The sequence below is a fragment of the Chryseobacterium sp. IT-36CA2 genome (assembly GCF_949767875.1).
GTDB lineage: Bacteria > Bacteroidota > Bacteroidia > Flavobacteriales > Weeksellaceae > Chryseobacterium.
This window is the reverse complement of sequence record NZ_CATKPG010000022.1, coordinates 170969-196826: the sequence shown is the minus strand read 5'-3', so window position 1 is coordinate 196826 and position 25858 is coordinate 170969. Positions and strand designations below refer to the sequence as shown.

At 36.9% G+C, this 25858-nt stretch carries 20 protein-coding genes; 7 read left to right on the top strand and 13 right to left on the bottom strand.

The genetic code is table 11. The features are described 5' to 3' along the window. Positions 1–159: 159 nt before the first annotated feature. From ACM6F9_RS15690 to ACM6F9_RS15670, 5 genes are all read right to left on the bottom strand, one after another. Positions 160–3015, bottom strand: a complete 2856-nt coding sequence (locus ACM6F9_RS15690; protein WP_414846570.1) for a kelch repeat-containing protein — start codon at positions 3013–3015, stop codon at positions 160–162. 278 nt (positions 3016–3293) lie between these two features. Next, positions 3294–6476 carry a carbamoyl-phosphate synthase large subunit gene (gene carB, locus ACM6F9_RS15685; RefSeq protein ID WP_414846569.1) on the bottom strand — a complete coding sequence of 1061 codons (3183 nt, stop codon included), beginning with the start codon at positions 6474–6476 and terminating at the stop codon, positions 3294–3296. Between the two features lie 60 nt (positions 6477–6536). Beyond that, positions 6537–6890 (bottom strand): four helix bundle protein, encoded by a 354-nt coding sequence (locus tag ACM6F9_RS15680; RefSeq protein WP_414846568.1) that lies wholly within the window; start codon positions 6888–6890, stop codon positions 6537–6539. 41 nt (positions 6891–6931) lie between these two features. Further along, positions 6932–8005, bottom strand: coding sequence for a carbamoyl phosphate synthase small subunit (locus tag ACM6F9_RS15675; RefSeq protein ID WP_414846567.1), 1074 nt, complete (start codon positions 8003–8005; stop codon positions 6932–6934). A gap of 182 nt (positions 8006–8187) precedes the next feature. Then, on the bottom strand, positions 8188–9078 hold the full coding sequence (locus ACM6F9_RS15670; protein ID WP_414846566.1) for an aspartate carbamoyltransferase catalytic subunit: 891 nt from the start codon (positions 9076–9078) through the stop codon (positions 8188–8190). A gap of 241 nt (positions 9079–9319) precedes the next feature. Between ACM6F9_RS15670 and ACM6F9_RS15665 the strand changes: the two genes are divergently transcribed. After that, entirely contained in the window at positions 9320–9781 is a 462-nt protein-coding gene (locus ACM6F9_RS15665; RefSeq protein WP_105701629.1) for an Lrp/AsnC family transcriptional regulator, read from the top strand. A gap of 272 nt (positions 9782–10053) precedes the next feature. Here the strand turns inward: ACM6F9_RS15665 and argH are convergent, their stop codons facing one another. The 8 genes from argH to ACM6F9_RS15625 all read right to left on the bottom strand — a co-directional run bounded on the left by argH (position 10054) and on the right by ACM6F9_RS15625 (position 18622). Continuing rightward, complete coding sequence (gene argH / locus ACM6F9_RS15660; RefSeq protein WP_414846565.1) at positions 10054–11358, bottom strand: argininosuccinate lyase; 1305 nt, start codon at positions 11356–11358, stop codon at positions 10054–10056. A gap of 259 nt (positions 11359–11617) precedes the next feature. Next, positions 11618–12700 (bottom strand): M20 family metallo-hydrolase, encoded by a 1083-nt coding sequence (locus tag ACM6F9_RS15655; protein ID WP_414846564.1) that lies wholly within the window; start codon positions 12698–12700, stop codon positions 11618–11620. Then, positions 12675–13469 carry an acetylglutamate kinase gene (argB, locus tag ACM6F9_RS15650; RefSeq protein WP_414846563.1) on the bottom strand — a complete coding sequence of 265 codons (795 nt, stop codon included), beginning with the start codon at positions 13467–13469 and terminating at the stop codon, positions 12675–12677. Before argB ends, ACM6F9_RS15655 begins: the two co-directional genes overlap by 26 nt. 60 nt (positions 13470–13529) lie before the next feature. Continuing rightward, positions 13530–14486, bottom strand: coding sequence for an N-acetylornithine carbamoyltransferase (locus tag ACM6F9_RS15645; protein WP_414846562.1), 957 nt, complete (start codon positions 14484–14486; stop codon positions 13530–13532). A gap of 36 nt (positions 14487–14522) precedes the next feature. Beyond that, complete coding sequence (locus ACM6F9_RS15640) at positions 14523–15662, bottom strand: aspartate aminotransferase family protein (RefSeq protein WP_414846561.1); 1140 nt, start codon at positions 15660–15662, stop codon at positions 14523–14525. 84 nt (positions 15663–15746) lie between these two features. Next, positions 15747–16712, bottom strand: a complete 966-nt coding sequence (gene argC / locus ACM6F9_RS15635) for an N-acetyl-gamma-glutamyl-phosphate reductase (RefSeq protein ID WP_414846560.1) — start codon at positions 16710–16712, stop codon at positions 15747–15749. 52 nt (positions 16713–16764) lie between these two features. After that, a complete protein-coding gene (locus ACM6F9_RS15630; RefSeq protein WP_414846559.1) occupies positions 16765–17961 on the bottom strand; it encodes an argininosuccinate synthase in 1197 nt (398 codons plus the stop codon). After that, the gene (locus tag ACM6F9_RS15625; protein ID WP_414846558.1) at positions 17933–18622 is read right to left on the bottom strand and encodes a GNAT family N-acetyltransferase; all 690 of its coding nucleotides are present in this window, start codon (positions 18620–18622) and stop codon (positions 17933–17935) included. Before ACM6F9_RS15625 ends, ACM6F9_RS15630 begins: the two co-directional genes overlap by 29 nt. A 160-nt stretch (positions 18623–18782) precedes the next feature. On the opposite strand from ACM6F9_RS15625, the gene ACM6F9_RS15620 reads away from it, so the two are divergent. The 6 genes from ACM6F9_RS15620 (at position 18783) to ACM6F9_RS15595 (ending at position 25854) form a co-directional block, all read left to right on the top strand. Further along, the gene (locus tag ACM6F9_RS15620) at positions 18783–19199 is read left to right on the top strand and encodes a transposase-like zinc-binding domain-containing protein (protein ID WP_414846557.1); all 417 of its coding nucleotides are present in this window, start codon (positions 18783–18785) and stop codon (positions 19197–19199) included. Between the two features lie 160 nt (positions 19200–19359). Next, positions 19360–20739: a porin gene (locus tag ACM6F9_RS15615; protein WP_414846556.1), complete on the top strand. Its 1380-nt coding sequence runs from the start codon at positions 19360–19362 to the stop codon at positions 20737–20739. A 309-nt stretch (positions 20740–21048) separates the two neighbouring features. Continuing rightward, positions 21049–22629 carry an MFS transporter gene (locus ACM6F9_RS15610; protein ID WP_414846555.1) on the top strand — a complete coding sequence of 527 codons (1581 nt, stop codon included), beginning with the start codon at positions 21049–21051 and terminating at the stop codon, positions 22627–22629. 44 nt (positions 22630–22673) lie between these two features. Further along, positions 22674–22901: a DUF6814 family protein gene (locus tag ACM6F9_RS15605; RefSeq protein WP_034696261.1), complete on the top strand. Its 228-nt coding sequence runs from the start codon at positions 22674–22676 to the stop codon at positions 22899–22901. A gap of 63 nt (positions 22902–22964) precedes the next feature. Then, positions 22965–23159: a hypothetical protein gene (locus tag ACM6F9_RS15600; RefSeq protein WP_105701671.1), complete on the top strand. Its 195-nt coding sequence runs from the start codon at positions 22965–22967 to the stop codon at positions 23157–23159. Further along, positions 23152–25854 carry an ATP-binding protein gene (locus ACM6F9_RS15595; protein WP_414846554.1) on the top strand — a complete coding sequence of 901 codons (2703 nt, stop codon included), beginning with the start codon at positions 23152–23154 and terminating at the stop codon, positions 25852–25854. Before ACM6F9_RS15600 ends, ACM6F9_RS15595 begins: the two co-directional genes overlap by 8 nt. Positions 25855–25858: the final 4 nt, after the last annotated feature.

Sequence of the window (25858 nt, the reverse complement as noted above, 5' to 3'; positions counted from 1 at the left end):
CTTTCGATAAAAAATCCCGTAAGTAAACTTCATTTAAACATAGCTTGTATAAAAACCATAAATAAAGGGTTTCCGCATCCGAAAACCCTATTTGATTTGAATAGCAGTTGTTAGATACTTTTTAAATTATTATCTTTTTAAAGGCTCATATAAATTTTCTTATTTTTTTATAATTTTTGTTGAAAACAGAGCTTTGTTTTTCAATCCATGAACAGTTACTATATAAGCTCCGGAATTCAGCTCTGATAAATTAATCATCCTCTTTTTATCTGAATTAAAATTTAATGTTTTTACATTTTTACCGGAAAAATCAGAAATTGTTACTTTTTCAAAACTTTCAGCAGATTCGACCGTTACCTCGTTTGAAAAAAGAGACGGATAAACCTTGAATTTTTCATCTGACTTTATGGATTCATTGGTATTCAAGGTATAGTTGGCAATATCTATTCTCCAAACATCATTATAACTCAGGTGATCATAAGCTTCTGTCTGCGTACCTCCAAAGAAATATAAATTTCCAAGCGTATCATTCCAGGTAGCAGAATAGCGTCTGTATGGCGGTAGATTCATATTGGAAGGAACATTTAACTCACCATAATTATAAGAAGATGAAGTCTGAGGGCCATACATCCAGGTCCATTTATTTGTATAGATATTATATTTCCATAAATTTTGCTGAGAGGTACTATTTCCGCCAAATAACCACAGATCTCCATTTTTACCGGTCCATGTTAATGCCTTGTTTCTGTCTCCAGGGAAATTGGATGAGCTTTCCGTTCCCATAGTTCCATAGCTTGCATTTCCGTAAGGAGGAGGAGTACCAACCACAGACCAGCTGTTGGTATTGGTTTGATATTTCCACATTTTGGTGTTGGTAAAATACCAGAAGTCTTTGTTTTCGTCGGCCCAGCTGATGCCGGTTCCATAGTCAGCTACAGGATAGCTGGTACTGTTGAAGTTGTTAACGGTTTTATCACCACTCAGCCATACCCATTGATTCTGAGCAACATCATATTTCCATACGTCATTTAAATATCCTTCATTTGAAGAAGTTTCATCAGAACCATAACCGCCGTACAAGTAAAAATTTCCCTGGGCATCTGTCCATGTTTTTCCTCTTACTCTTGCTCCCGGAATATTAGCTGAAGAGTATATCCCCTGGCTTCCATAGCTAGCATGCCTGTTAGAAACAGTATTAGGATTTTTTATTCCTCCTTTCCAAATCCAGTTGTTGGATGCAACGTTGTACATCCATAAATCCTGGTAATAAGAATTTACCAGCGGTACCTGCCCCCCGAACATCCAGAGATTTCCATTATTATCAATCCAGGACATAGCATCAATTCTGCGTCCCGGAGCGTTTCTCTTGTTTTCAACGTTTATTATTCCATAATTGAGCAGATCACCGGTATAAGATTTAAAGAAGCTGTTTTCATTACCGTTGATCCATTGCCATTTCTTTTGAGAGGAATTAAATTTCCATAAATCGACAGAAGAATAGCCTGTACCATTTATTTCATTACCATATTTCCCACAAATTCCGTAAAGCCATAAATTTCCGTCAGTATCTCTCCATTGAGCACCATATTTGGCTGTTCCTCCGGGAGTATTTTCGTTTTCAACAAGCCCTGCCAGTTTTTCATAGGCAGTAAAGTCATACGAATTACCACCGCTTGTGATTCCCGGTCCTTTAACCTGAACCCAGTTATTGGTCATTGTATTATACTTCCAAAGATCAATTGCGTATGTACTTGAAGCATTGGTATTTCCGTTGTACATATACAGATTTCCGTCATTTCCTGTCCAGCAGGCTGAAGAATTTCTGAATCCCGGAAAATTTTGTGCATCTTCCACGTTCAGTGTTCCATAAACAGGCGGTTGACTCACAGGCGGATTCCCATTTTTCTTCATTAGCGTCCAGGAATTAGTAGAAGGTGTGTACTTCCACATATAATAATTTACCTGAATCCAGAAATTTCCGTTTTTATCTGTCCAGTTATTGGGTTTGGGATTGTCATAATTATAGTTAATGATTCCCGGCATATTATTAGTGTTTTCCACTCCTATTCCACCGGCAATATTTTCGGTACTTGTCTGGCTTCCTTTCATCCAGGTCCATAATCCGTTTACAGGATTAAACTTCCATATATCATTGTAATTATAGCTTTGCGGTACGGAATTATGATATCCTCCATAAATAAAGATATTCCCCTGCAAATTTTTAAAACTGCAGCTTCCAAACCTTGCACTTGGAGTATTCAGGGTGTTTTCCTGCCCTATGCTGTTGTATACACCATTTATATTGGGTTGATCTGATCCTCCTATCCAAGACCACATATTGGTAGAAATATTATACTTCCATACCGTATTATATTCGTTCCCATTTGATGTTTTACCTCCGAAGAAATAGAGATTTCCTGACGAATCGGTCCATGTTGTCGTATTGATCAGTGCAGGAGGAATATTGGTAATATTTTCAACTCCTTTTGTTCCGAAATCAGCTTCACCGGTTGATGTTCCGTTTGAAATTTTAGTCCAGTTATTCGTAAGACTGTTGAATTTCCACAGTTCATTTTTTTGTTTGCCAGAAGCATCTGCTCCTCCGAAAATATATAAATTTTTATTTGTTGAAGCCCACATGGAAGACTGCCTTACCGCCCCGGGGACATTTCTATAGCTATCTACGTTTATCCCTTTATTGTAACCATTAAAATCGTGGTAAAGCCAACCTTTTCTGAAAGTAAAATTGTTATTCTGATAGTTGTAGCTCCACAACAGACTGGTTGCATTCCCGACCCATCCGGTGCTGTGCCCGCCAAACATCCAGAAAGTGCCGTCGTTATCTACAACATAGGACATTTCTTTTAGAATATTCGGCCAGTTCTCGTTACTCTCCAGTCCGTATATTCCGAATTCAGCAATTTGTTCAATTTGATTTCCTCCTTGTATCCAGGTAAAATTGGTGCTTTGTGATAAGCACAATGTGCTTATCAAAAGAAAAAATATTTTTCTCATGGTTATGTGTGTTTTTTATTTTTTTAGTATAAAATAATTTTCGACATATCTTATCATGAAAGATATTTGTCATCGAAAAATTATTCTATTAATTTTTAAGCGAATTTATACAAATTATATAAATCAACAAATAATTTATTTATTACGCATTAAAATTGAGCCAGCTTTTCATATATGATTTTTCCTACTAGCTGCCTTTTTATGCTACTGTAAATGATAAAAATAAAAACCCCGTAAGAAAACTTACGGGGTTTGAAATATATTATCTGGTTTGATTATTACATCGTCTCCATTTTGAAGCTCATACTTTCAATTACTTTCAGAATAGCTTCTACTGTATCCATTGAAGTCAAACAAGGAACACCGTTTTCCACACTCATTCTTCTGATCTGGAATCCGTCTCTTTCTGCTTGCTTACCTTTTGTGGTAGTGTTTACAACATACTGAACTTTTCCTTTCTGGATCAGGTCGATAAGATTTACACTTTCTTCTCCGATTTTGTATCCGATTTTGCAAGGGATTCCTTTTTCTTCAAAGAACTTCGCAGTCCCTTCCGTAGCCCAGATTCTGAATCCTACTTCATGGAATCTTGCCGCAAGAGCTGCCGCTTCATCTTTATGCTTATCTGCTACTGTGAACAGGATAGATCCGTGCATTGGAACTTTTCTTCCCGCTGCTACCAATCCTTTGTAAAGTGCTTTTTCAAGAGTAGTATCTTTCCCCATAACTTCTCCTGTAGACTTCATTTCTGGGCCTAAAGAGATGTCAACTTTCGTTAGCTTAGAGAAAGAGAATACCGGTACTTTTACAAATACACCTTCTTTGTTTGGAACCAATCCGTTTTTGTAACCTAAATCTTTCAGTTTTTGTCCCAGGATTGCCTTTGTTGCAAGGTTCGCCATTGGAACTTCTGTGATTTTGGATAAGAAAGGAACTGTTCTTGATGAACGAGGGTTTACTTCGATTACATATACATTTCCTTCGAAAAGAACGTACTGGATGTTCATTAATCCAATAACCTTTAATCCTTTTGCCAGCCTTTGTGTATAATCTACCAAAGTATCAATCTCACTCTGAGAGATATTTTGTGGCGGATATACTGCGATAGAGTCTCCGGAGTGAACTCCTGCTCTTTCGATGTGCTCCATAATTCCTGGAATTACTACTGTTTCTCCGTCACAGATGGCATCTACTTCAATTTCTTTTCCTACCATGTATTTGTCTACCAAAACAGGGTGCTCTGGGCTTGCTTCTACCGCATTTTCCATGTAGTGAGCCAATTCTGCTTCTGCGTATACAATTTCCATTGCTCTACCTCCAAGAACGTAGCTTGGACGCACCAATACCGGATATCCGATTTCGTTAGCGATTTTGATAGCTTCTTCTTTAGATGTTGAAGTTCTTCCTTTTGGTTGGGGAATTCCCATTTCCTGAAGTGCTTTCTCGAATTTATCTCTGTTTTCAGCTCTGTCAAGATCTTCCAATGAAGTTCCTAAGATCTGTACTCCGTGAGAGGCTAATTTATCTGCAAGGTTAATGGCAGTCTGCCCTCCGAATTGTACTACAACTCCTTTTGGTTTTTCAAGCTCGATGATGTTCATTACATCTTCTTCTGTAAGCGGCTCGAAGTATAATTTATCAGAGATAGAGAAGTCAGTAGAAACTGTTTCAGGGTTGTTGTTGATGATAATCGCTTCATAACCCATTTCTTTGATCGCCCATACAGAGTGAACAGTAGCGTAGTCAAACTCAACTCCCTGTCCGATTCTGATAGGTCCGGAACCTAATACTATGATTTTTTCTTTGTCTGAAACAACACTTTCATTCTCTTCTTCGTAAGTTCCGTAGAAGTAAGGCGTTTCACTTTCAAATTCAGCCGCACAAGTGTCTACCATTTTGTAAACCGGCATGATTCCGTTTTCTTTTCTGAAGTTGAAAATCTCACGCTCTTTTACATCCCAAAGAACAGCGATGTTGATGTCTGCAAAACCTAATCTTTTAGCTTCGATTAATGTTTCTTTATCAAATTTGTTTCCAGCGATTACTTTTTCGAAGTCAACTAACTTTTTCAGTTTCCAGATAAAGAATTTGTCGATTTTACTCCATTCTACAATCTGTTCCCAGTCGTATCCTCTTCTTAAAGCATCTCCGATGATGAATAATCTCTCGTCATCACATACTCTGATTCTTCTTTCAATTTCTTCAGCAGTAAGTGCCTGGGCCTGTTTTGTTTTTAATCCTAAATGTTTGATTCCTGTTTCTAATGAACGGATTGCTTTCTGTAAAGATTCTTCAAGGTTTCTTCCGATCGCCATTACTTCACCAGTTGCTTTCATTTGAGTTGAAAGTCTTCTGTCGGCAGTTTCGAATTTATCGAATGGGAATCTTGGGAATTTTGTTACGACATAGTCAAGAGCCGGCTCGAAACATGCATATGTTTTTCCTGTTACAGGGTTCATGATTTCATCCAAAGTCAATCCCACAGCGATTTTTGCTGCAATTTTTGCAATCGGATATCCTGTTGCTTTACTTGCTAAAGCTGATGAACGGGAAACTCTAGGGTTTACCTCGATGATATAATATTCGAATGAATGCGGATCTAAAGCTAACTGTACGTTACATCCACCTTCAATTCCTAACGCTCTGATGATTTTTAATGAAGCATTTCTCAGTAACTGATACTCTCTGTCTGAAAGGGTCTGAGAAGGTGCTACTACGATAGAGTCACCTGTGTGAACTCCTACAGGATCAATATTTTCCATGTTACAAACCACAATGGCGTTGTCGTTTGCATCACGCATTACTTCGTATTCAATTTCTTTGAAACCTGCGATTGATTTTTCAATAAGACACTGAGTAACCGGGCTGTGTTTCAGTCCTAATTCAGCAATCTCTTTCAATTCAACTTCTGTAGAAGCGATACCACCTCCGGTACCTCCCATCGTAAAAGCAGGACGAACAATTACAGGATAACCAATCTCATTTGCGAAAGCAAGTGCTCCTTCAACCGTATTGACGATATCAGATTCTGGTACCGGTTCGTTCAGCTCTCTCATCAACTCGCGGAAAAGGTCTCTGTCTTCTGCTCTGTTGATGGCAGAAAGCTTAGTTCCTAATACTTCCACTTTGCACTCTTCAAGAATTCCTGATTTTTCCAATTCTACCGCCATATTCAGACCTGTTTGTCCTCCTAATGTTGGTAATAATGCATCCGGACGTTCTTTTCTGATGATGTGGCTTACAAACTGTAATGAAATCGGCTCGATATATACTTTATCAGCGATTTCCACATCCGTCATGATCGTTGCAGGGTTTGAGTTGATCAAAATTACCTTGTAGCCTTCTTCCTTCAAAGACAGACAAGCCTGCGTTCCTGCGTAATCGAATTCAGCTGCCTGACCAATGATGATAGGTCCTGAACCGATTACTAAAATTGTTTTTATATCTGTACGTTTTGCCATTTTTCTTTTTTTAGATACAAGATGTTAGATGTCAGATTTCAGACCTCCAACAAGTTGTTTTTACTTTTTTAAATTAGATTTGAATGTATAAATCATTCTTTGAATTTCATTCAGATTTGATATTAAACTATTAACTTTTTCTACTTCGAGCAAATTTAATTCTCTGGTTAAAATTAACTGGGTCTGTAGCTCAAAAGAGGAAGCATTTGTAATTCCTAGAAAATGATAAAACTCTCTGTCATTATTTCTTCCTGCCCCTTCTGCTATATTAGAAGGAATAGAGATTACAGATCTTTTAATTTGAGAAACCAAACCAAACTTTTCATCTTTAGGTAACTCTGCACAAATGACGTAAACCTCTTTTGCAAGTTCAATCGATTTTTGCCAAAAAACTATTTTTTCAAAATTATGCATGATAGAATCTGTTATCTGATGTCTAATATCTGATGTCTTTCTTACTTTTTAAAGTCCTCCATCATTTGAATGAACTCGTCAAACAGGTAGTTTGCATCTTCCGGACCAGGGCTCGCTTCAGGGTGATACTGAACTGAGAAACAAGGGTGGATTTTGTGTTTCAATCCTTCGTTTGTTCTGTCGTTCAAAGCGATATGCGTTTCGATAAGATCTGTTCCTTTTAAGCTTTCCTGATCTACAGCGTATCCATGGTTTTGAGAAGTAATGGCTACTGTATTTTTCTCCAGATCCAACACAGGGTGGTTTCCTCCTCTGTGTCCGAATTTCAGCTTAAACGTTTTCGCTCCACAAGCAAGACCAATCAATTGGTGTCCTAAACAAATTCCGAAAATTGGAACTTTTCCTAATAATCCTCTGATCATATCTAACGCGTGCGGCACATCTTCCGGGTCACCAGGACCGTTTGAAAGCATAATCCCGTCCGGATTCATCAATAAGATTTCTTCTGCTGTTGTATCATGAGAAACCACAATGATATCACAGTTTCTTTGAGACAGTTCTCTGATAATTCCCAGTTTTGCACCGAAGTCTACCAATACTACTTTGAAACCTCTGTTTGGGTTAGCATAAGGTGTTTTTGTGGAAACTTCTTCTACCTGATTAGTTGGGAAACTTGTTGATTTTAACTCAGAAGCTACTGTAGCTTCGTCCGCATCAGCGTTTACAATTTTTCCTTTTACAACTCCGGAGTTACGAAGAATTCTTGTCAGTCTTCTTGTGTCGATTCCTGAAATTCCTGAAAGGTTTTTCTTTTTAAATAATTCATCTAAAGTAATCTGAGTACGGAAATTGGAAGGAAGATCGCAAAGTTCTTTTACGATAAGCCCTTTGATTGCCGGCTCAATACTTTCATAATCATCACGGTTAATACCATAATTTCCGATAAGCGGATAGGTCATACAAACTATCTGACCGCAGTATGATGGGTCAGAAATCAATTCCTGATACCCTGTCATTCCGGTATTGAAAACTACTTCTCCTGCTGTTTCCAATTCTGCTCCGAAACCTTCTCCATGAAACACTTCACCGGACTCCAGTATTAATTTTTTCTTCATTTTAAACTTTTATCTCTATTATTTTACTTATATTTTATTAACAGGCCGCCCTTACAGGGCTCGGATTTTCTATATCCTTTTGTTTCCATGGGTTCTCTCCCATTGCTATTAACAGGCCGCCCCTCTGGGGCTTTTTTAACTTTTAGCTTCTTACTTTTAACCTGGCTCTTTTACCTTGAGTCTTACTTAAAGGTATACCCTTTGCTTACCAATGCTTCTTTCAAAATGGCCATTCTTGCGAATACCCCGTTCTGCATTTGTTTAAAAACTCTTGATCTTTCGCATTCTACAAGATCTGAATCTATCTCCACTCCTCTGTTGATCGGAGCCGGGTGCATGATGATTGCTTCTTTTTTCATAGCTTGTTCTCTTTCTTTGGTCAGACCATATCTTCTGTGATATTCTGAGGCAGTGAAGCTCATTGCATCATCATGTCTTTCATGCTGAATTCTTAATAGCATCAAAACATCCACTTCAGCGATCAGTTCATCTACTGACATATAAGTTCCGTTGATCAGAGCTCCTTCGTCAAACCACTGTTCTGGTCCTGAGAAGTATACTTTAGCTCCTAACCTTCTTAATGCTTCTGCATTTGAGTTGGCAACACGGCTGTGCTTTACATCGCCGACAATTCCTACCTTTAATCCTTCGAACTTTCCAAATTCCTGGTAGATGGTCATCAGATCCAGCATACATTGTGAAGGGTGATTTCCAGTACCGTCTCCTCCGTTGATCACCGGAATTTTGATATTTTTCAGTTCCTCGAAGTATCTGTCTTTCTTATCGCGGATCACCACAAGGTTCACTCCTATACTCTCGATGGTCTTTACAGTGTCATAAAGACTTTCTCCTTTGTTTACCGAACTGTGTGATGCATCAAAAGGAACTACCTGAAGTCCCAGTTTTCTTTCTGCAAGATCAAAACTTGTTTTCGTTCTTGTACTGTCTTCGAAGAAAAGGTTTGAGCAAAAAACTTCTCCTTCAATTTTGGCAGTTTTACCATTTGCAAAAGCCATTGCTTCTGTCAGTATACTGTTGATTCTCTCGGTGCTTAGTTCTGTAATCGTAAACATAATTCTAATTTTTGGGCATAAAAAAAGCGAAGACAACTATCTTCGCTTAATAACAATAAATATCGTAAAGGGCGCTTTCGCCCGGTAAATCTAATGATATAAATGCTTTTTTATTCATTAGGTGCAAAGATACAACAATTTTATGAACCCACAAAAATTATGTTTAAAATAAATTAAAAACTTCAGTCCTTCCTTATTCTCATTTAAAATTAATATTTTTGTTAGCACACAACTTTATTCTATGGATTTAAAAGACAAAATGATTCTCAGTATTATTCAGGAAGACTCTACACTATCGGTAAAAGAAATTTCCGAAAAGATAGGGCTTACCTTTACTCCTACGTATGAGCGAATCAAACAATTGGAGAAACATGGGATCATTGAAAAATACGTTGGTCTTTTAAACCGTGAAAAACTGGGACTGAATATTATCGTTTATTGTAATGTACGTCTTAAGGAACAATCCAAAAAAGTATTGGAGACCTTTGAGGACAATATTTCCAAATACGATGAAGTTCAGGAAATCACCAGCCTTTCCGGAGAATATGATTATATGCTGAAAATTATCGCAAAAGACATCAATTCTTATAATGAGTTTGCGGTGAGTGTGATTTCAAACCTGCCTAACATTGGACAATATCACAGTTCTATCGTACTTCACGAAGTGAAAAAATCTACCAAGTTTAAAATTGATCTGGAATAATCCTTCTATTTTTAAACCATTAAGAGCTTTTAAGGCGTGAAGAATAATTAAGGAATTCGCAAGCGAATTTTAAAATCTTTACTTCCTTAATGGTTCAGTTTATCAATCATCAAATTCAAAGAGCGGAATTACAATCCAGCCATTAAGATCACTTAAGCAATTAAGATTTATTAAAGATTAAGGTTCACAAACGAAAAGACAGCAGGCTAAAAATTACTTTTAGAACTTCTACTGATATTGCCTAAGTTTTGATGACCTTAATGGCTTAGATTCTAACCCAATAATTTATTTTTCAGTTTATTGAACTGATATTCTATTTTGTCCAGACAAAGATTCCCGATACTTCCCTGGTGAGTATGTTCAAGATTTCCGGCCTCAAATTCAAACTCGTTGTTTTCAATTTCCTGCCCTACTTTTACATAAGCATCACGGAATGAACTTCCATTTTTCACTTCTTCATTGATCTTTTCTACGCTGAAAAGATATTTATACTTTTCATCTTCCAGAATTCCGTCTTTTACCTGAATATTCGGTAAAGTATAACTTAAGATTTCCAGACATTCCTTTAAAGAATCTATTGCCGGGAAAAGTATCTCTTTCGTCAATTGTACATCTCTGTGATATCCGGAAGGCAGATTGCTTGTCAAAAGAATCAATTCGTTCGGAAGTGACTGAATTCTGTTGCATCGTGCACGAACAAGCTCAAAGATATCCGGATTCTTTTTATGAGGCATAATACTGCTTCCTGTCGTAAATTCTTTCGGAAAGCTAATGAAGTCAAAATTCTGGCTTAGATATAAACATACATCATAAGAAAACTTCCCCAATGTTCCGGCTAAAGTCGCCATTGCCATTGATAACATTTTTTCCGACTTTCCACGGGTCATCTGAGCATACACCGAGTTATAATTCATCGACTGGAAGCCCAGATTATAAGTAGTACTTTCACGATTGATAGGGAAAGACGAACCATAACCAGCAGCTGATCCCAGTGGGTTTTTATTAATGATATTCTTTACAGAAAACAGCATTTCCACATCATCCAAAAGCGCTTCTGCATAAGCTCCGAACCACAGTCCGAATGATGAAGGCATTGCAATCTGCAAATGGGTATATCCCGGAAGCAGAACATTTTTGTGTTGATCTGCCAATTGAATTAAAATCTGGAAAAACTCATCTGTAAGCGCTGTGATCTCACGAATTTCATCCAATAAGTACAATTTTATATCCAGTAAAACCTGATCATTTCGTGATCTTGCCGTATGAATTTTCTTTCCTGTATCGCCTAATTCTTCAATGAGAATGGCTTCTACCTGAGAATGGATATCCTCAGCATCTTTATCAATTTCAAAACTACCTTCTTCAATTTTATTTAAAATAGTATTCAAAACAAATAACATCTGTTCTGATTCTTCCTGAGTGATAATTCCGGTTTCTGCCAGCATTTTGCAATGTGCCATAGAACCTTTCACATCATATTTCGCTAAACGTTCGTCAAAGTCAAGGTCTTTACCGACTGTAAAGTTATTGACTAATATATTGGTGGCAAGGTCATCCTTCTGCCATATTTTTTTCATAATATTCTGATTTAAAATACTGATGGGTTTTGACATACCCGGCAAGGCAATCCTTATTACTATTAACTATAAAAAAACATTTCCTCATCTAAAGCTTTCATTTCTAATTTTCTTTTTGCATAAATCTTATTAAAAACTAAACTTCAATGCCTGCCGGGCGGAGTCAAAACATATATTGAGCTGGAAGCCTGAGGCTGGAGGCTGGAAGCGAATTACAAACTATAATAACTTCCATCTTCCCGCTTCATTCTTCCATTATTTATAACACTTTTTCTAAAATTCTGATGTAGATTTCTATTCCTTCTTCTATTTCCTGGATATAGATAAATTCATCTGCTGTGTGAGAGCGCCTACTGTCTCCAGGTCCCATTTTTACCGATGTGCATGGAATAATGGCCTGATCCGAAGAAGTCGGTGAACCGTAAGTTGTCCTTCCGATTTCAATTCCTGCTTTTACGAATGGGTGATCCATTTCGATCTTTGAAGAATTCAGCCTGAACGATCTTGCCGTTAATGTAGATTTCATCTGAGACTGAATAATATCGAATGCTTCCTGATTAGAATATTCATCTGTCACTCTTACATCAAGCGTAAAATTACAAGACTCCGGAACAACGTTATGCTGTACTCCTGCATGAATTCCGGATAAAGTAACCTTAACTTCTCCCAGATATTCTGAAACCTTTGGAAATTTAAAGGAAAGAATATTCTGCAGATCCTGCATACATTTTACAATCGAATTATCATCATTAGGATGAGCAGCATGAGAAGGAGTACCTTTCATTTCTCCATCAATCACAAGAAGTCCTTTTTCTGCAATCGCCAGATTCATCTGCGTGGGTTCTCCTACAATAGCGAGTTCTACATTGGGTAGCTGCGGAAACAGGGCTTCTATTCCATCAAATCCTGAGATCTCCTCCTCTGCCGTCAAAGCAATAACTAAATTATATTTTAAATCTTCTTTATCATAAAAATGTAAAAATACCTGTGCCATAGAAACCAAAGAAGCTCCGGCATCATTACTTCCTAATCCAAATAATTTTCCATCTTTTTCAATAGGAACAAACGGATCCAGCGTGTAAGCTTTGTTAGGTTTTACTGTATCATGATGCGTATTCAATAAAATGGAAGGCTTAAAAACATCAAAGTGCTTATTCACTGCCCAGATATTGTTTTTAAAACGTTTGGTAGGAATCTGGTGTTTTTTAAAAAAATTCTCAATTTCTATCGAAGTATTAAATTCATCTTTGCTGAATGAAGGAATCTCAATCAAATTTTTAAGCAATCCGACCGCATTATTCAATAACTCTTCTTTATTATAAACAGATTTCAGTTCCTGCATGATGATTTTCTATATGGTTTTTCAATTCTGTTTCTTTGATCAGAAACACTTTGTCTACATTATTTTTTATGGCTCCAAGAGCATTTTCAAGTTTGGGCAAAATCCCTTTGTGAAGCTTTCCTTCTTCTTTTAATGTGGTGAAATCTTCCTCAGTTACACTTTTAATGACTGATTCAGGATCGTTTACATCTTCCAAAACTCCTTCTTTATCAAAACAATACAACAATTCAACTTCATATTTCTCTGAAAGAGCCTGGGCCATTACAGATGCAATGGTATCTGCATTGGTATTGAAAAGATTTCCTTTTCTATCGTGGGTAATCGCCGAAAACACAGGAATAAGACCAAGCTTGATGAGTTTTGAAACCAGTTTTCTATTTACACTCTTCTTATTGATGTCCCCTACAAATCCGAAATCGATTTCAGGATGTTCTCTTTTTTTAGCCTTGATTAAATTTCCATCTGCTCCGGAAAACCCTATGGCATTGCATTTTTTCTGCTGCAGCTTTTCAACAATATTTTTATTGATTCCTCCTGCATAGACCATCGTTACAATATCCAATGTCTCTTTATCTGTAATCCTCCTTCCGTTGATCATTTTCTGTTCGATGCCCAGTTTATCAGCAAGCGTTGTTGCCAGCTTGCCTCCACCATGTACAAGAATCTTCTTTTCCTGAATTTCAGAAAACTGCTCTAAGAATTGGGTTAATAATTCCTCATCATCAATTAAAGCTCCGCCAATTTTTATGATGTATAACTTTTCTTTCATTTGTCAACATTTTGTGATACTTGCTCTTTCCTGATCCTTGACAAGGATAAAAGCAAAAAACTATTTGGCTAATTCATCTAAAATTTCACTGAATACAGCTTGTGCCGAGAAAATTCGGTTTTTTGCCTGCTGATAAATGATAGAATGATCTCCATCCATCACTTCATCACTCAATTCCACATTACGGCGAACCGGAAGACAGTGCATTACTTTTGCTTCATTGGTATTGGCTAATTTTTCGTTGGTAAGCATCCAGTTGCCTTTTACTTCAGGCATTGCAGCATAATCATCAAAAGAAGACCAGTTTTTTACATAAACAAAATCCGCATCTTTCAACGCTTCATCCTGATCATGGAATACCGTCACATCTTTTGTGAAGTTTTTATCTAAATCATACCCTTCGGGATTAGTAATTACCAATTCCACATCCATTTCCTGCATCCATTCTGCGAAAGAATTTCCCACAGCATGAGCGATAGGTTTGATGTGTGGCGCCCAAGTCAATACCACTTTTGGCTTATGGTCCTTTTTCCAGTTTTCTGTGATCGTGATACAGTCTGCAAGACTTTGCAACGGGTGACGGGTAGCTGATTCCAATGAAATGACAGGAACTTTTGCATGTTTTTCAAACTGACTTAAGATACTTTCATTCACATCATCTTCTTTACTCTTCATTCCTGCAAAACAACGCACTGCAATGATGTCACAATATTGGTTTAAAACCTCAATTGCATCTTTGATATGCTCTACGGTATCTCCGTTCATTACAGCTCCATCTGCAAATTCAAGATTCCAGGCTTCCTGTGCAGCATTTAATGTCAATACATTCAGCCCTAGATTTTGAGCTGCAATCTGACTGCTCAGGCGGGTTCTCAAACTTGAGTTTAAAAATACAAGTCCGATTGTTTTTCCCTTTCCTTTTTGTGTTTCAGTAAGGGGATCTGCTTTTATTTGTAAAGCTTTTTTTATGATTTCCTGTAAGTCTTCTACATCACTTACAGAGGTAAATTTTTTCATTTTGAATTAATTTTAAAGATTTTGTTTTTAAATCGCTTAGATATTTCCCAATACCCCCTTCAGGGCACTGATGAAAAGATCCGTTTCCTCTTTTTTGATATTCAGTGCCGGAAGAATCCTTAACACTGTTTTATCATTAGAGTTTCCAGTGAAAATATGATGATCGAACAGTAATTCTTTCCTTACTTCTGAACAGTCTATATCGAGTTCTATTCCGATCATCAATCCTTTCCTTCGGATGGATTTAATATGTGGTAAATCTTTAATTTCATTTTCAATATACTCACCCATCTGTTGAGCATTTTCAAGAAGATTCTCATCTTTCATGACATCCAGAACAGCAATTGAAGCTGCACAAGCCAGATGATTTCCTCCAAATGTGGTCCCCAGCAAACCGTTGCTTGCCTCGAATTTAGGATGGATTAAAACTCCGCCAACAGGAAAACCATTCCCCATTCCTTTTGCTGTCGTAATAATGTCTGCCTCTACACCAAATTCCTGATGGGCAAAGAAATATCCGCTTCTCCCATACCCGGACTGCACTTCATCCAAAATAAGAACAGCATCATATTTTTCGCACAATTCTTTAATTTTAGATAAAAATTCCGGCGTTGGAATCATAATTCCTCCTACTCCCTGAATTCCTTCGATGATTACGGATGAAATTTCATTTCCAAATTTTTCAAAGGTTTCTTCAAGCTGTTGTACATCATTCCATTCAGATTTGATAAATCTTTCTGAGAAGTTAACCGGAGCAACAATTTTTGGATTATCTGTCACGGAAACTGCAGCGGAAGTTCTTCCGTGAAATGAACCTGAAAAATAAAGTACTTTGCTCTTTCCATTGTGAAAAGAAGCCAGTTTCAATGCATTTTCATTCGCTTCCGCTCCTGAATTACATAAGAAAAGGTTATAATCTTCATATCCTGAAAGCTTTCCTAATTTTTCTGCCAGTTCAGTCTGTAATTCATTCTGAACAGAGTTGGAATAAAAAGATATTTTTTCCAGTTGATCTTTCAGTTTGTTCTGATAATGTGGATGGTTGTGCCCGATAGAAATCACTGCATGACCTCCGTAAAAATCAAGATATTGTTCTCCTTTATCATCCCAAAGAAAAGATCCCTGAGCTTTTACCGGATTTATGTTGAATAATGGATATACGTTGAATAAATTCATGTCTTTTTATAAATGATAATTGATAAATAATAAATGATGTGAGATTCGGGTTTCTAGTTCCCATACATCCATCTACTTTCTATATTAGAATGCTATCGGTTTCAGGTTCAGCCCTGCATTTTCTTCCCAGTTCATGGCCAGATTCATATTCTGTACTGCCTGTCCCGAAGCACCTTTTAACAAATTGTCAATCGCTGAGTGAATAACGACAACATTTCCACTCTTTTCGATCTGAATCACACAGCGATTGGTATTGACAACCTGCTTTAAATCAACTGCCCTGCTACTTACTGTAACAAAAGGCTCCTCCGCATAAAAATCCTGATACAATTGTTCTATTTCCTCCAGCGTCAAGTCTGTCTTCATGGTAGAACTTGTAAAAATCCCTCTCGCAAAATCTCCTCTCCATGGAACAAAATTCAGGTTTACTTCTTTATTATTAAATGAATTCAGTTGCTGTAAAATCTCATCTACATGTTGATGAGCTAGTGTTTTATAGGCTGACACATTATCATTTCTCCAGGTAAAATGAGTGGTTGCCTGCAAAGATTGTCCGGCTCCTGTAGAACCTGTGATCCCTGTAGTAAAAACTTCATTTAATATTCCTTTTTCTGCCAATGGCAATAAAGCCAATTGAATAGCTGTAGCAAAACATCCCGGGTTGGCAATACTTTTTGCACCCGTCAGTTGTTTTTTATTGATTTCTGGCAATCCATAGATAAAATCTCTGTTCCCAAAGTTTCCTTCTAAACGGAAATCGTTTCCAAGATCAATTACCAGCGTTTCATCTTTAACAGGATTCTGAGTTAACCAGTTTTGACTTTCTTTATGGGGAAGACACAGAAAAAGAACATCTACCTCTTCAGGTTTATCCGTCAAAACCATTTCACAAACTGTCGTTAAATCCGGGTACAGATCCGAAATTCTTGTTCCCGAATTCGAACGACTATATAAAAAACTCAATGTCACATGGGGATGAAAAGCTAGTAAGCGTATCAGCTCACTTCCTGTATAACCGTTGGCACCAATTATTCCTACTGTTTTCTTCATTTTGATTCTGACAGAATTTTGTTCTGCCTTTCATTACATTGTCCTTTCGGAACTAGTTGATATTTTGGTTAATCTGGTGGTATATATTTAAAGAATTGCTTACAATCTTTGTGTATCCTTTTACATCATCACCTGTCCAAGCTCTGTTAGCTTCTCCATAGCTTCCGAATTTATCAGACATCAGGTCATGAGCAGATTCAATTCCATTCAAAATAAATCTGTATGGATGAAGAGTGACAAATACTTTTCCGCTCACTGTTTTCTGAGAATCTACTAAGAAAGATTCAATATTTCTCATCACAGGATCTAAGAAAAGTGCCTCATGAAGCCAGTTTCCATACCAATCGGATAACTGAGACTTCATCATCTGCTGATATTTTGAAAGGGTATGCTTTTCTAATAAATGATGCGCTTTGATGATCACCGATGCTGCGGCAGCTTCAAATCCTACTCTTCCTTTAATCCCAACAATGGTATCTCCTACATGGATATCACGACCAATTCCGTATGCTGAAGCTAATTTTTCTATTTTTTGAATAGCGTACACTGAATGTTCAAAACTTTCTCCATTAACTCCAACAACTTCACCATTTTTAAACTCGATCTCCAGTTCTGAAGGCTGAGTTTCTTTGATTTGCGATGGAAAAGCTTCTTCCGGAAGATAATTTCTTGAAGTCAATGTTTCTTTCCCTCCTACAGAAGTTCCCCAAAGTCCTTTATTGACGGAATATTGAGCCTTTTGAAACTCCATTTCGTAACCGTGTTCTTTCAAAAATTCAATTTCTTCTTCACGGGACAAAGCCATATCGCGAATTGGAGTAATAATTTCAATATTCGGACACATCACCTGGAAAATCAAGTCAAAACGAACCTGATCGTTTCCAGCTCCCGTACTTCCGTGAGCAATTGCATCCGCTTTTACCTCAATCGCATATTTTGCAATTTCCTGCGCCTGAATAGTACGTTCAGCACTTACAGAAAGAGGATAGGTATTATTTTTCAGCACATTCCCAAAAATCAAATATTTCACACATGAATTATAATAATCTTCCTGAGCATCTACGCACCTGTATTCTTTTACCCCAAGGTTTAAAGCTTTTCTCTCCAACTCTTTTTCTTCTTCTTTTGAAAAACCTCCGGTATTTACAGTAACTGCATACACCTCATATCCTAGTGTTTCACTAAGATATTTAGCACAGTAGGAAGTATCTAAACCTCCGCTAAACGCTAAGATGACTTTCTTTTTCATCTGGACTCTTTTTATTTTTTTTAGTTGTCAAATGGAACTCACCAAGAGATTTCTGTACAGAATGTTCAAAATCATTTTGGTTTACTTCATTATATTTATTTTCAGGCAGATCATGTACTACCTCATCTTTTTTTTTATCATTTTCAGGAACAAATAACATAGCTGTACACAGACAGTTTTTGCGTTCCTTCATCATTAAAATTTCATAGTTCACGCAGTTTTTGCAGCCATTCCAAAATTCCTCATCCTGAGTCAGTTCAGAATAAATAACCGGCTTATATCCTAAATCACTATTGATTTTCATTACTGCTAAACCTGTTGTCAAACCAAATACTTTCGCATCCGGATATTTGTCTCTAGATAATTGGAAAACTTTCTGCTTAATCTGAGTCGCTACTCCCCCGTTCCTGAATTTCGGTGACACAATCAGCCCCGAGTTAGCCACAAACTTCCCATGTGACCAGGTCTCTATATAACAGAAACCTACCCACTCACCATTTTCAGTGGCTACCACAGCATTGCCCTCTGAAATCTTCTTACTCAAATATTCTATAGAACGTTTTGCGATACCCGTTCCTCTACGCTGTGCAGAATCATACATTTCCTGCTGTATTTCACTCACATACATTAGATGTTCGCATGAGGAAATTTCTATTTCCATTTATTTATCTAATTTTTTTGGCAAATTTAAAATATAATTTCTTTTAAATCCAAATAAAAAAGATATTTTTTTTGTTTTAAAATTTAAAGCAGGTAAAATTATCTTTACAGGAAAATATACATTTGCTAATTTATTATATATTTGCTAAAATAATATAGTTATGGAAAATATCTGTCCTAAATGCAAGAGTATCAAAGTTGTGAAAAGCGGTATCATTAATGAGAAACAGCGCTTTCACTGCAAAGACTGCAACTATTATTTTACCGTTAAAAAGCTGGGAAAACAAATTGATGACTATTATGTCACCAAGGCTCTTCAACTTTATCTTGAAGGTTTAAGCTACCGTGAAATTGAAAGAATTATCGGAGTTTCCCACGTTACGATAAGCTCATGGATCAAAAAATATAATATCACCAGACCTCCTCACTCTGAATTCCATCCTGTTTATAAAATATTAAAGCAGAATGAACTTATAGAATACATTGCACAGGAAGAAAACATTAAGAATTCTGGAATTATCATCACTCAATTTGCTGATAAATACATGCTGATTAAATGGGAAAGATTTAAGAAATAAGTAGAAAAGTGAGTGTATTAAACTAAGAGATAATAGAATGATTGACATATCACTCATATCACAACTATATTATTACCACTAATATATATTAAATTTTCATAAATAAATTATTAATTACAATTTGGCATTCATAAAAAACAACGCCAAAAATTGATAATTTATGAAGAAATTACTTACATTCATTGGATTAGCTTTAATCAGCAGTTCCTTATATTCACAGGGCTCTCCTGATTACGGCAATGGCTTAAAAATAAACCTCAATCAAAACGGTGATAAATTTGTCAGATTTATTTTATGGGATCAGTTTTGGTTAAGAAACACTTCCATGAACCCCGGAACCATGGTAGGAGGCGAACCCACTGACAACTCATGGAGCCTGGGAAACAGAAGATTACGTGCTTTAACCCACGCACAAATCTCTAAAAGATATATGATTCTCCTCCATTTCGGGATCAACAATCAGACTTTCATCAATGGTGGTGCTTCAGGAACTTCAGGTACAGGAGGTTATGGAAACGGAAAGAAGACACAGTTATTTTTTCATGATGCCTGGAACGAATACGCAGTTATTTTACCTGGAGAAGCTGGAAAATTCAGTTTAACTTTAGGGGCAGGTCTTCATTATTACATGGGACTTTCCCGTATGACTATGGCTTCTACGCTTAATTTCTTAACATTAGATTCTCCCGTTTTCTCATGGCCATTGATTGACAATTCAGACCAGTTTGCAAGACAACTGGGAATGTTTGCAAAAGGAAAATACGGAAAACTGGAATATCGTTTCAGTTTAAATAAACCCTTCGCTACAGATCTTACCCCTGTAAATGTAACAGATCCTTCGAAGGCTGTAGCTGTAGACAATAACGGGAACCCAAGCTTTTCAAAGGCAGGATATGTTGAGTATCAATTTCTTGATGAGGAATCCAATACACTCCCTTTCAAAGTGGGATCTTACCTTGGAACGAAAAAGGTTTTCAATGTAGGTGCTGGTTTTTATAATCAGGCTGACGGAACAAGAACTTCCGTCAATTCAAATATTGAAAAACATGACATTACCCTTTTTGCAGTTGATGCTTTTGCAGACATTCCATTAGGTGAAGCAAAAAACAAAATGGCTGTTTCTGCCTATGCAGGATATTATAACTATAATTTCGGGCCAAATTATGTAAGAAACCTGGGAACGATGAACATTGGAGCATCTGATCCTAATTTCATCGGCAATAAAGCCATCGCAGGACCAGGAAATCTACAACCAACCATCGGAACAGGTAATATTATCTACGCACAGGCTGGTTTACTATTACCCAGTCAGGCCGAGAAACCAAAAATCAGAATACAGCCTTTTGCAGCTTATACTCATAAAAGTTTTGAGGCTTTCGATAAATCTTCATCCCAGTTTGATGTAGGTGCCAATTGGTTTATAGACGGACATCATGCAAAAATCACAACACAATATTCAACAAGACCGATTTACACGAGTCCTACGGAAAGTCCTTCTTCTAAAGGAGAATTTATTGTGCAGTTTCAAATCTACCTGTAAAACTTAAACCATTAAGAAGAAAAAAGAAATTAATATGGATCAGGGATACTTTCTCAAAATTCAAATCATTTGACTTTTGTCATTGACTACGTCGAATCTTTGATTTCTGACGAAGGAAGAATCTTACTAACAACCAGACTCACATGAGATTCTTCACTATATTTCATTTCATTCAGAATGGCACTCCCCAATTATTGAACTTAATCATATCTTCAGACATATCTTATTTTTCTTAATTATTTAAAGTTCTTAATGATTCAAAAAATTCAATTTAACACCCTATTCCAATAACATCAAAAACTAATCGATATGAGCGAAAATCATCACGAAACCTACGAAAATATGACCGACAGGCAGAAGAACCGCACCATTTGGAGCGTGATCACAGCCTCATCCCTCGGAACATTGATAGAATGGTATGACTTCTACATTTTTGGAAGTTTGGCCGTTGTTTTAGCAACCAAATTTTTCCCTGCCGATAATCCTACCGCTGCATTTTTATCTACTCTAGCCACTTTTGCTGCCGGATTTGTAGTAAGACCTTTCGGAGCTTTATTTTTTGGGAGACTGGGAGATATTATCGGAAGAAAATACACTTTTCTTGTTACTTTGCTAATCATGGGATTTTCTACGTTCCTGATTGGATGTATTCCAAGTTATAAAACCATTGGTTTTATGGCACCGGTTTTAGTTTTAATCCTGAGATTACTTCAGGGACTTGCTTTAGGAGGTGAATACGGAGGTGCCGCCACTTATGTAGCAGAATATGCTCAACCTCATCGCCGCGGATATTGGACTTCATGGATCCAGACTACTGCTACAGCAGGACTTTTCATTTCATTAATTGTTATTCTCATCACTAAAACAACCCTTTCTGCAGAAGAGTTTGACACCTGGGGCTGGAGAGTTCCTTTCTGGATTTCAATTCTAATGGTAGCTGTATCTTACATCATCAGAAAGAATATGAAAGAGTCTCCTCTTTTTGCGAAAGCTAAAAGCGAGGGTAAAACGTCTAAAAACCCTTTAAAAGAAAGCTTTGGAAACAAATACAATTTCAAGTTTGTCTTACTAGCTTTATTCGGGGCTGCAATGGGACAAGGGGTCATCTGGTACACAGGACAGTTCTATGCGATGAGCTTCCTTCAAAAGGTAATGAATGTAGAATCTGCACAGGTAGATTCACTGATGGCAACGGCTTTATTTTTAGGAACACCTTTCTTCGTATTTTTTGGATGGCTGTCTGATAAAATCGGGCGAAAAGCAGTGATGATGACTGGAATGCTGGTTGCTATTTTAGCCTACAGACCCATTTACGACAGTATGTTCAAGAGTGTAAACCTTGAAAATAAAACGGTTGCAGCAAATGGAATTACAGAAAAAAGAACTGCTAAAATCCACAATGATATTGCAACAGACAGTCTGGTCACTTTTCATAAAGAAACCCTTTATACAGACGGAACTTTAATCAAAAAAGACAGTGTTGTTCACTGGTCGCCTGCAGGTGTCGTGATGAAAGACGGAAAAGCTGAGGAAGCCAAAGTTTCTCAAAGTTTAAAATTAAGTGACAACACCAAATGGTATCTGGTCTTCCTGGTATTCATCCAGGTGATATTTGTAACCATGGTATATGGCCCTATTGCTGCTTTTCTTGTTGAAATGTTCCCTGTGAGAATCCGATACACCTCAATGTCATTGCCTTACCACATCGGAAACGGAGTATTTGGAGGACTTCTTCCGGCAGTAGCAACTTATCTGGTAACAACAGGAAAAGAAGCAGGACATGCGACATGGTATCTGGAAGGACTTTGGTACCCGATTGGGGTTGCTACAGTCTGTTTGATCATCGGATTGTTTTATCTTAAAAATAAGAACAATAATCTTCATGATTAGGCACTGAATCACTCAAATTTTTATTAATTTTAAAACAATTAAAAATGAACGGACTAAAAAAAATATTAGGCATTCTCTGGATCGCCATCGCGGTGATTGTAGGATATTTCGGAATTACGGTATTGGGAATTCCAAAAATCGCTTCCGGAAAACAGGAAGATCTGGTTTTTGGCATCATCATTCTTTTTGTACTGATGCCGATTATCTCAGGCGGAATGGCTATTTTCGGTTATTATGCCTTAAAAGGAGAATATTCTGACGATAAAATTTAAAACCAATAATATAGATAATTGATGGATAGCGCGTCCATCAATTATCTTTTATCAAAATCGTTTATGAAAAAAAGACACGAACAAAAACTTATCATACTGAGCGTAGGGCTTATGATTGCTTTCAGCATTCCTATTTCATTGCTTTTCAACAGTGACAGGGAGGTTTTGGGCTATCCTATGATCCTGATCTATCTGTTCGCGGTCTGGATGATCTCTATTGTGATTTCTTTTGTAATTGTAAAAAGGTACGATGAGTAGTTTCGCATTATTTTTTGTAGTTCTGTTTTATCTTGCCCTTCTTTTCTTAGTTGCTTATCTGGCAGAGAAGAAAAGGAGTAAAATCTGGATCAACAATCCTTACATTTATGCTTTGTCTCTTGCGGTATATTGTACAGCATGGACGTATTACGGAAGTATTGGAGTGGCAGCGACAAGCGGGCTCAACTATCTTCCGATTTACATTGGCCCTATTATGATTATTCCGGCATGGATCTACATTAATACCCGGATTGTAAGAATTTCAAGAGTGAATAAAATAAGCAGCCTTGCCGATTTTATTTCATTGAGATATGGTAACAGCAGAAGCCTGAGTGCTATTATCACCGTGGTCTGCCTTCTGGCGATCGTTCCTTATATCGGGCTGCAGATCAAAGCCATTTCTGAAACCTTTCATCTGGTAACGGAAACACCGATGTCTAAGGATATACTGACCGATAATGCCACTTTTGTTGTTGTTTTAATTGCCTTATTTTCCTCTTATTATGGAACAAGATATGTAGATGCTTCAGAAAAGCGTCTGGGAATTATCTCTGCCATTGCACTGGAAAGCTTTTTAAAACTATTCTTTATTATTATTCTTGGACTTTTCGTGATTTATTATGCTTTTGATGGGTTTTCAGATATTTATGAGAAGGCCAGCAAATTTGAAGATTTTAAAGAAAAAAATACATTCAACGGAATTGAAGGGGCCATGAACTGGATGGTTCTGTGTATGATTTCTGCCACAGCGATCTGCATTCTTCCAAGACAATTTCACACCGCCATTGTTGAGAACAGACAGGAAAAGCACATTAGAACAGCCATTTGGTTTTTCCCGCTTTACCTTTTAATCTTCACCATCTTTATTTTCCCGATTGCATGGGGAGGAAGATTGATTTTTGACGGACAGAAAGTAAATCCTGAGTTCTACTCTATTCTTATTCCACAACATTTCGATAATACTTTGATCACTGTCCTTGTTTTTCTTGGCGGATTAAGCTCTTGTATTTCTATGATTATTATTTCTGCCATCACTTTATCTATCATGCTTTCCAACAACCTGATCATCCCGTATGGATTGCTTGGAAAATTGAAATCTGAAAGTGAAGAAAAAAATACAAGAAGCATTACCAACATCAGAAAATTCAGCATTTTTGCTCTGATCATCATGGCTTTTGCCTTCTACAAATATTTCATTCTGAAAACCTCGCTGGATTCTGTAGGATTGATCTCTTTTGTAGTGATTGCACAGCTTGCCCCTGCATTTTTCGGTGCTTTATTTTGGAGAAGAGGAAGTTATAAAGGTACTGTTACAGGACTTTTAGCCGGGTTAATAATCTGTTATTTCGGATTGATTATTCCACAGTATTATTTTTCGTACAATCAGGAGTTTAAAGGAGTAATCCGGGATATGTATAACGCTTTTGACTTTTTCACCATTCCTTATTTAGAAAGAATTCCTCAGATCTTTTTCTGGTCGATGCTCATAAATACAAGCCTGTTTACCATTGTTTCCGTAAGCTCTAAAGGAAATTACCGGGAAAGAAACTTTGCTGAATTGTATGTGGATATTGACAAGTATATTCAAAATCACGAAAATGCTTTCATCTGGCGCGGAACTGCTTATATTTCAGATATTCAGAATATTTTGGAGCGTTTTTTAGGTAAAAATAAAACAGAGCAGGCCTTAAGGATTTTTAATTTAAAATATAATATTGATTCAAAGACCGAAACTGCTGACTCAAGATTTATCAAATTTTCAGAAAACCTTTTAGCCGGAAGAATTGGAACCGCATCAGCAAAAATATTAATTGAAGGGGTAACCAAAGAAGATAAAATATCTTTAAAAGAGGTTTTGAATATCCTTGAAGAATCACAAGAAAATATCAGTTTAAATAAAAAACTTACAGAACAATCTGAGGAGCTGCAAAAACTTTCTGATGATCTAAGAAATGCCAACGAAAATCTGATTGTCAAAGACCGTCAAAAAGACGACTTCCTTGATTCGGTCGCCCACGAACTGAGAACTCCGATTACAGCCATCCGCTCTGCCGGAGAAATCTTAGCCGATGATGATGATATTCCTTTTGATATCAAACAGGAGTTTTTAAACAACATTGTTACAGAATCTGACCGATTAAGCGAAATCATCAACGATATTCTTTATCTGGACAAATTACAACATGGTGAAATCTCTTTACATATTGAGGAAAATACTATTATTGAAACGTATAAAAAAGCATTAAATCCTCTCCTTCACCTGATACAGCAGAAAAATATTCATTTGAGTGAAGTTAATCTCCTGAATCATTTTATATTTGAATATGATGAAGCAAGAATGATTCAGCTGTTTCAGAATATCTGGGGTAATGCCTTAAAATTTACAGAAGAACAAGGAACAATCCAGACCAAATTATTTGAAAAAGACGGGCAGCTGATCATCTCCATTTTCAATACCGGGAAACATATTCCTGAAGAGGATCTGGAAATGATTTTTGACAAGTTTTATCAATCGAAAAATCAAAACATATTGAAGCCAACAGGAAGCGGATTGGGACTGGCCATTTCCAAAAAAATAGTACAGGCACACGGAGGAAGTATAAAAGCCGAAAACAGTGGATTGGGCGTAACTTTCACCATAAGCATTCCCAAAAAAACTAAAAACGAGATTACAAATGAAGTTGAACACCATTAAAACC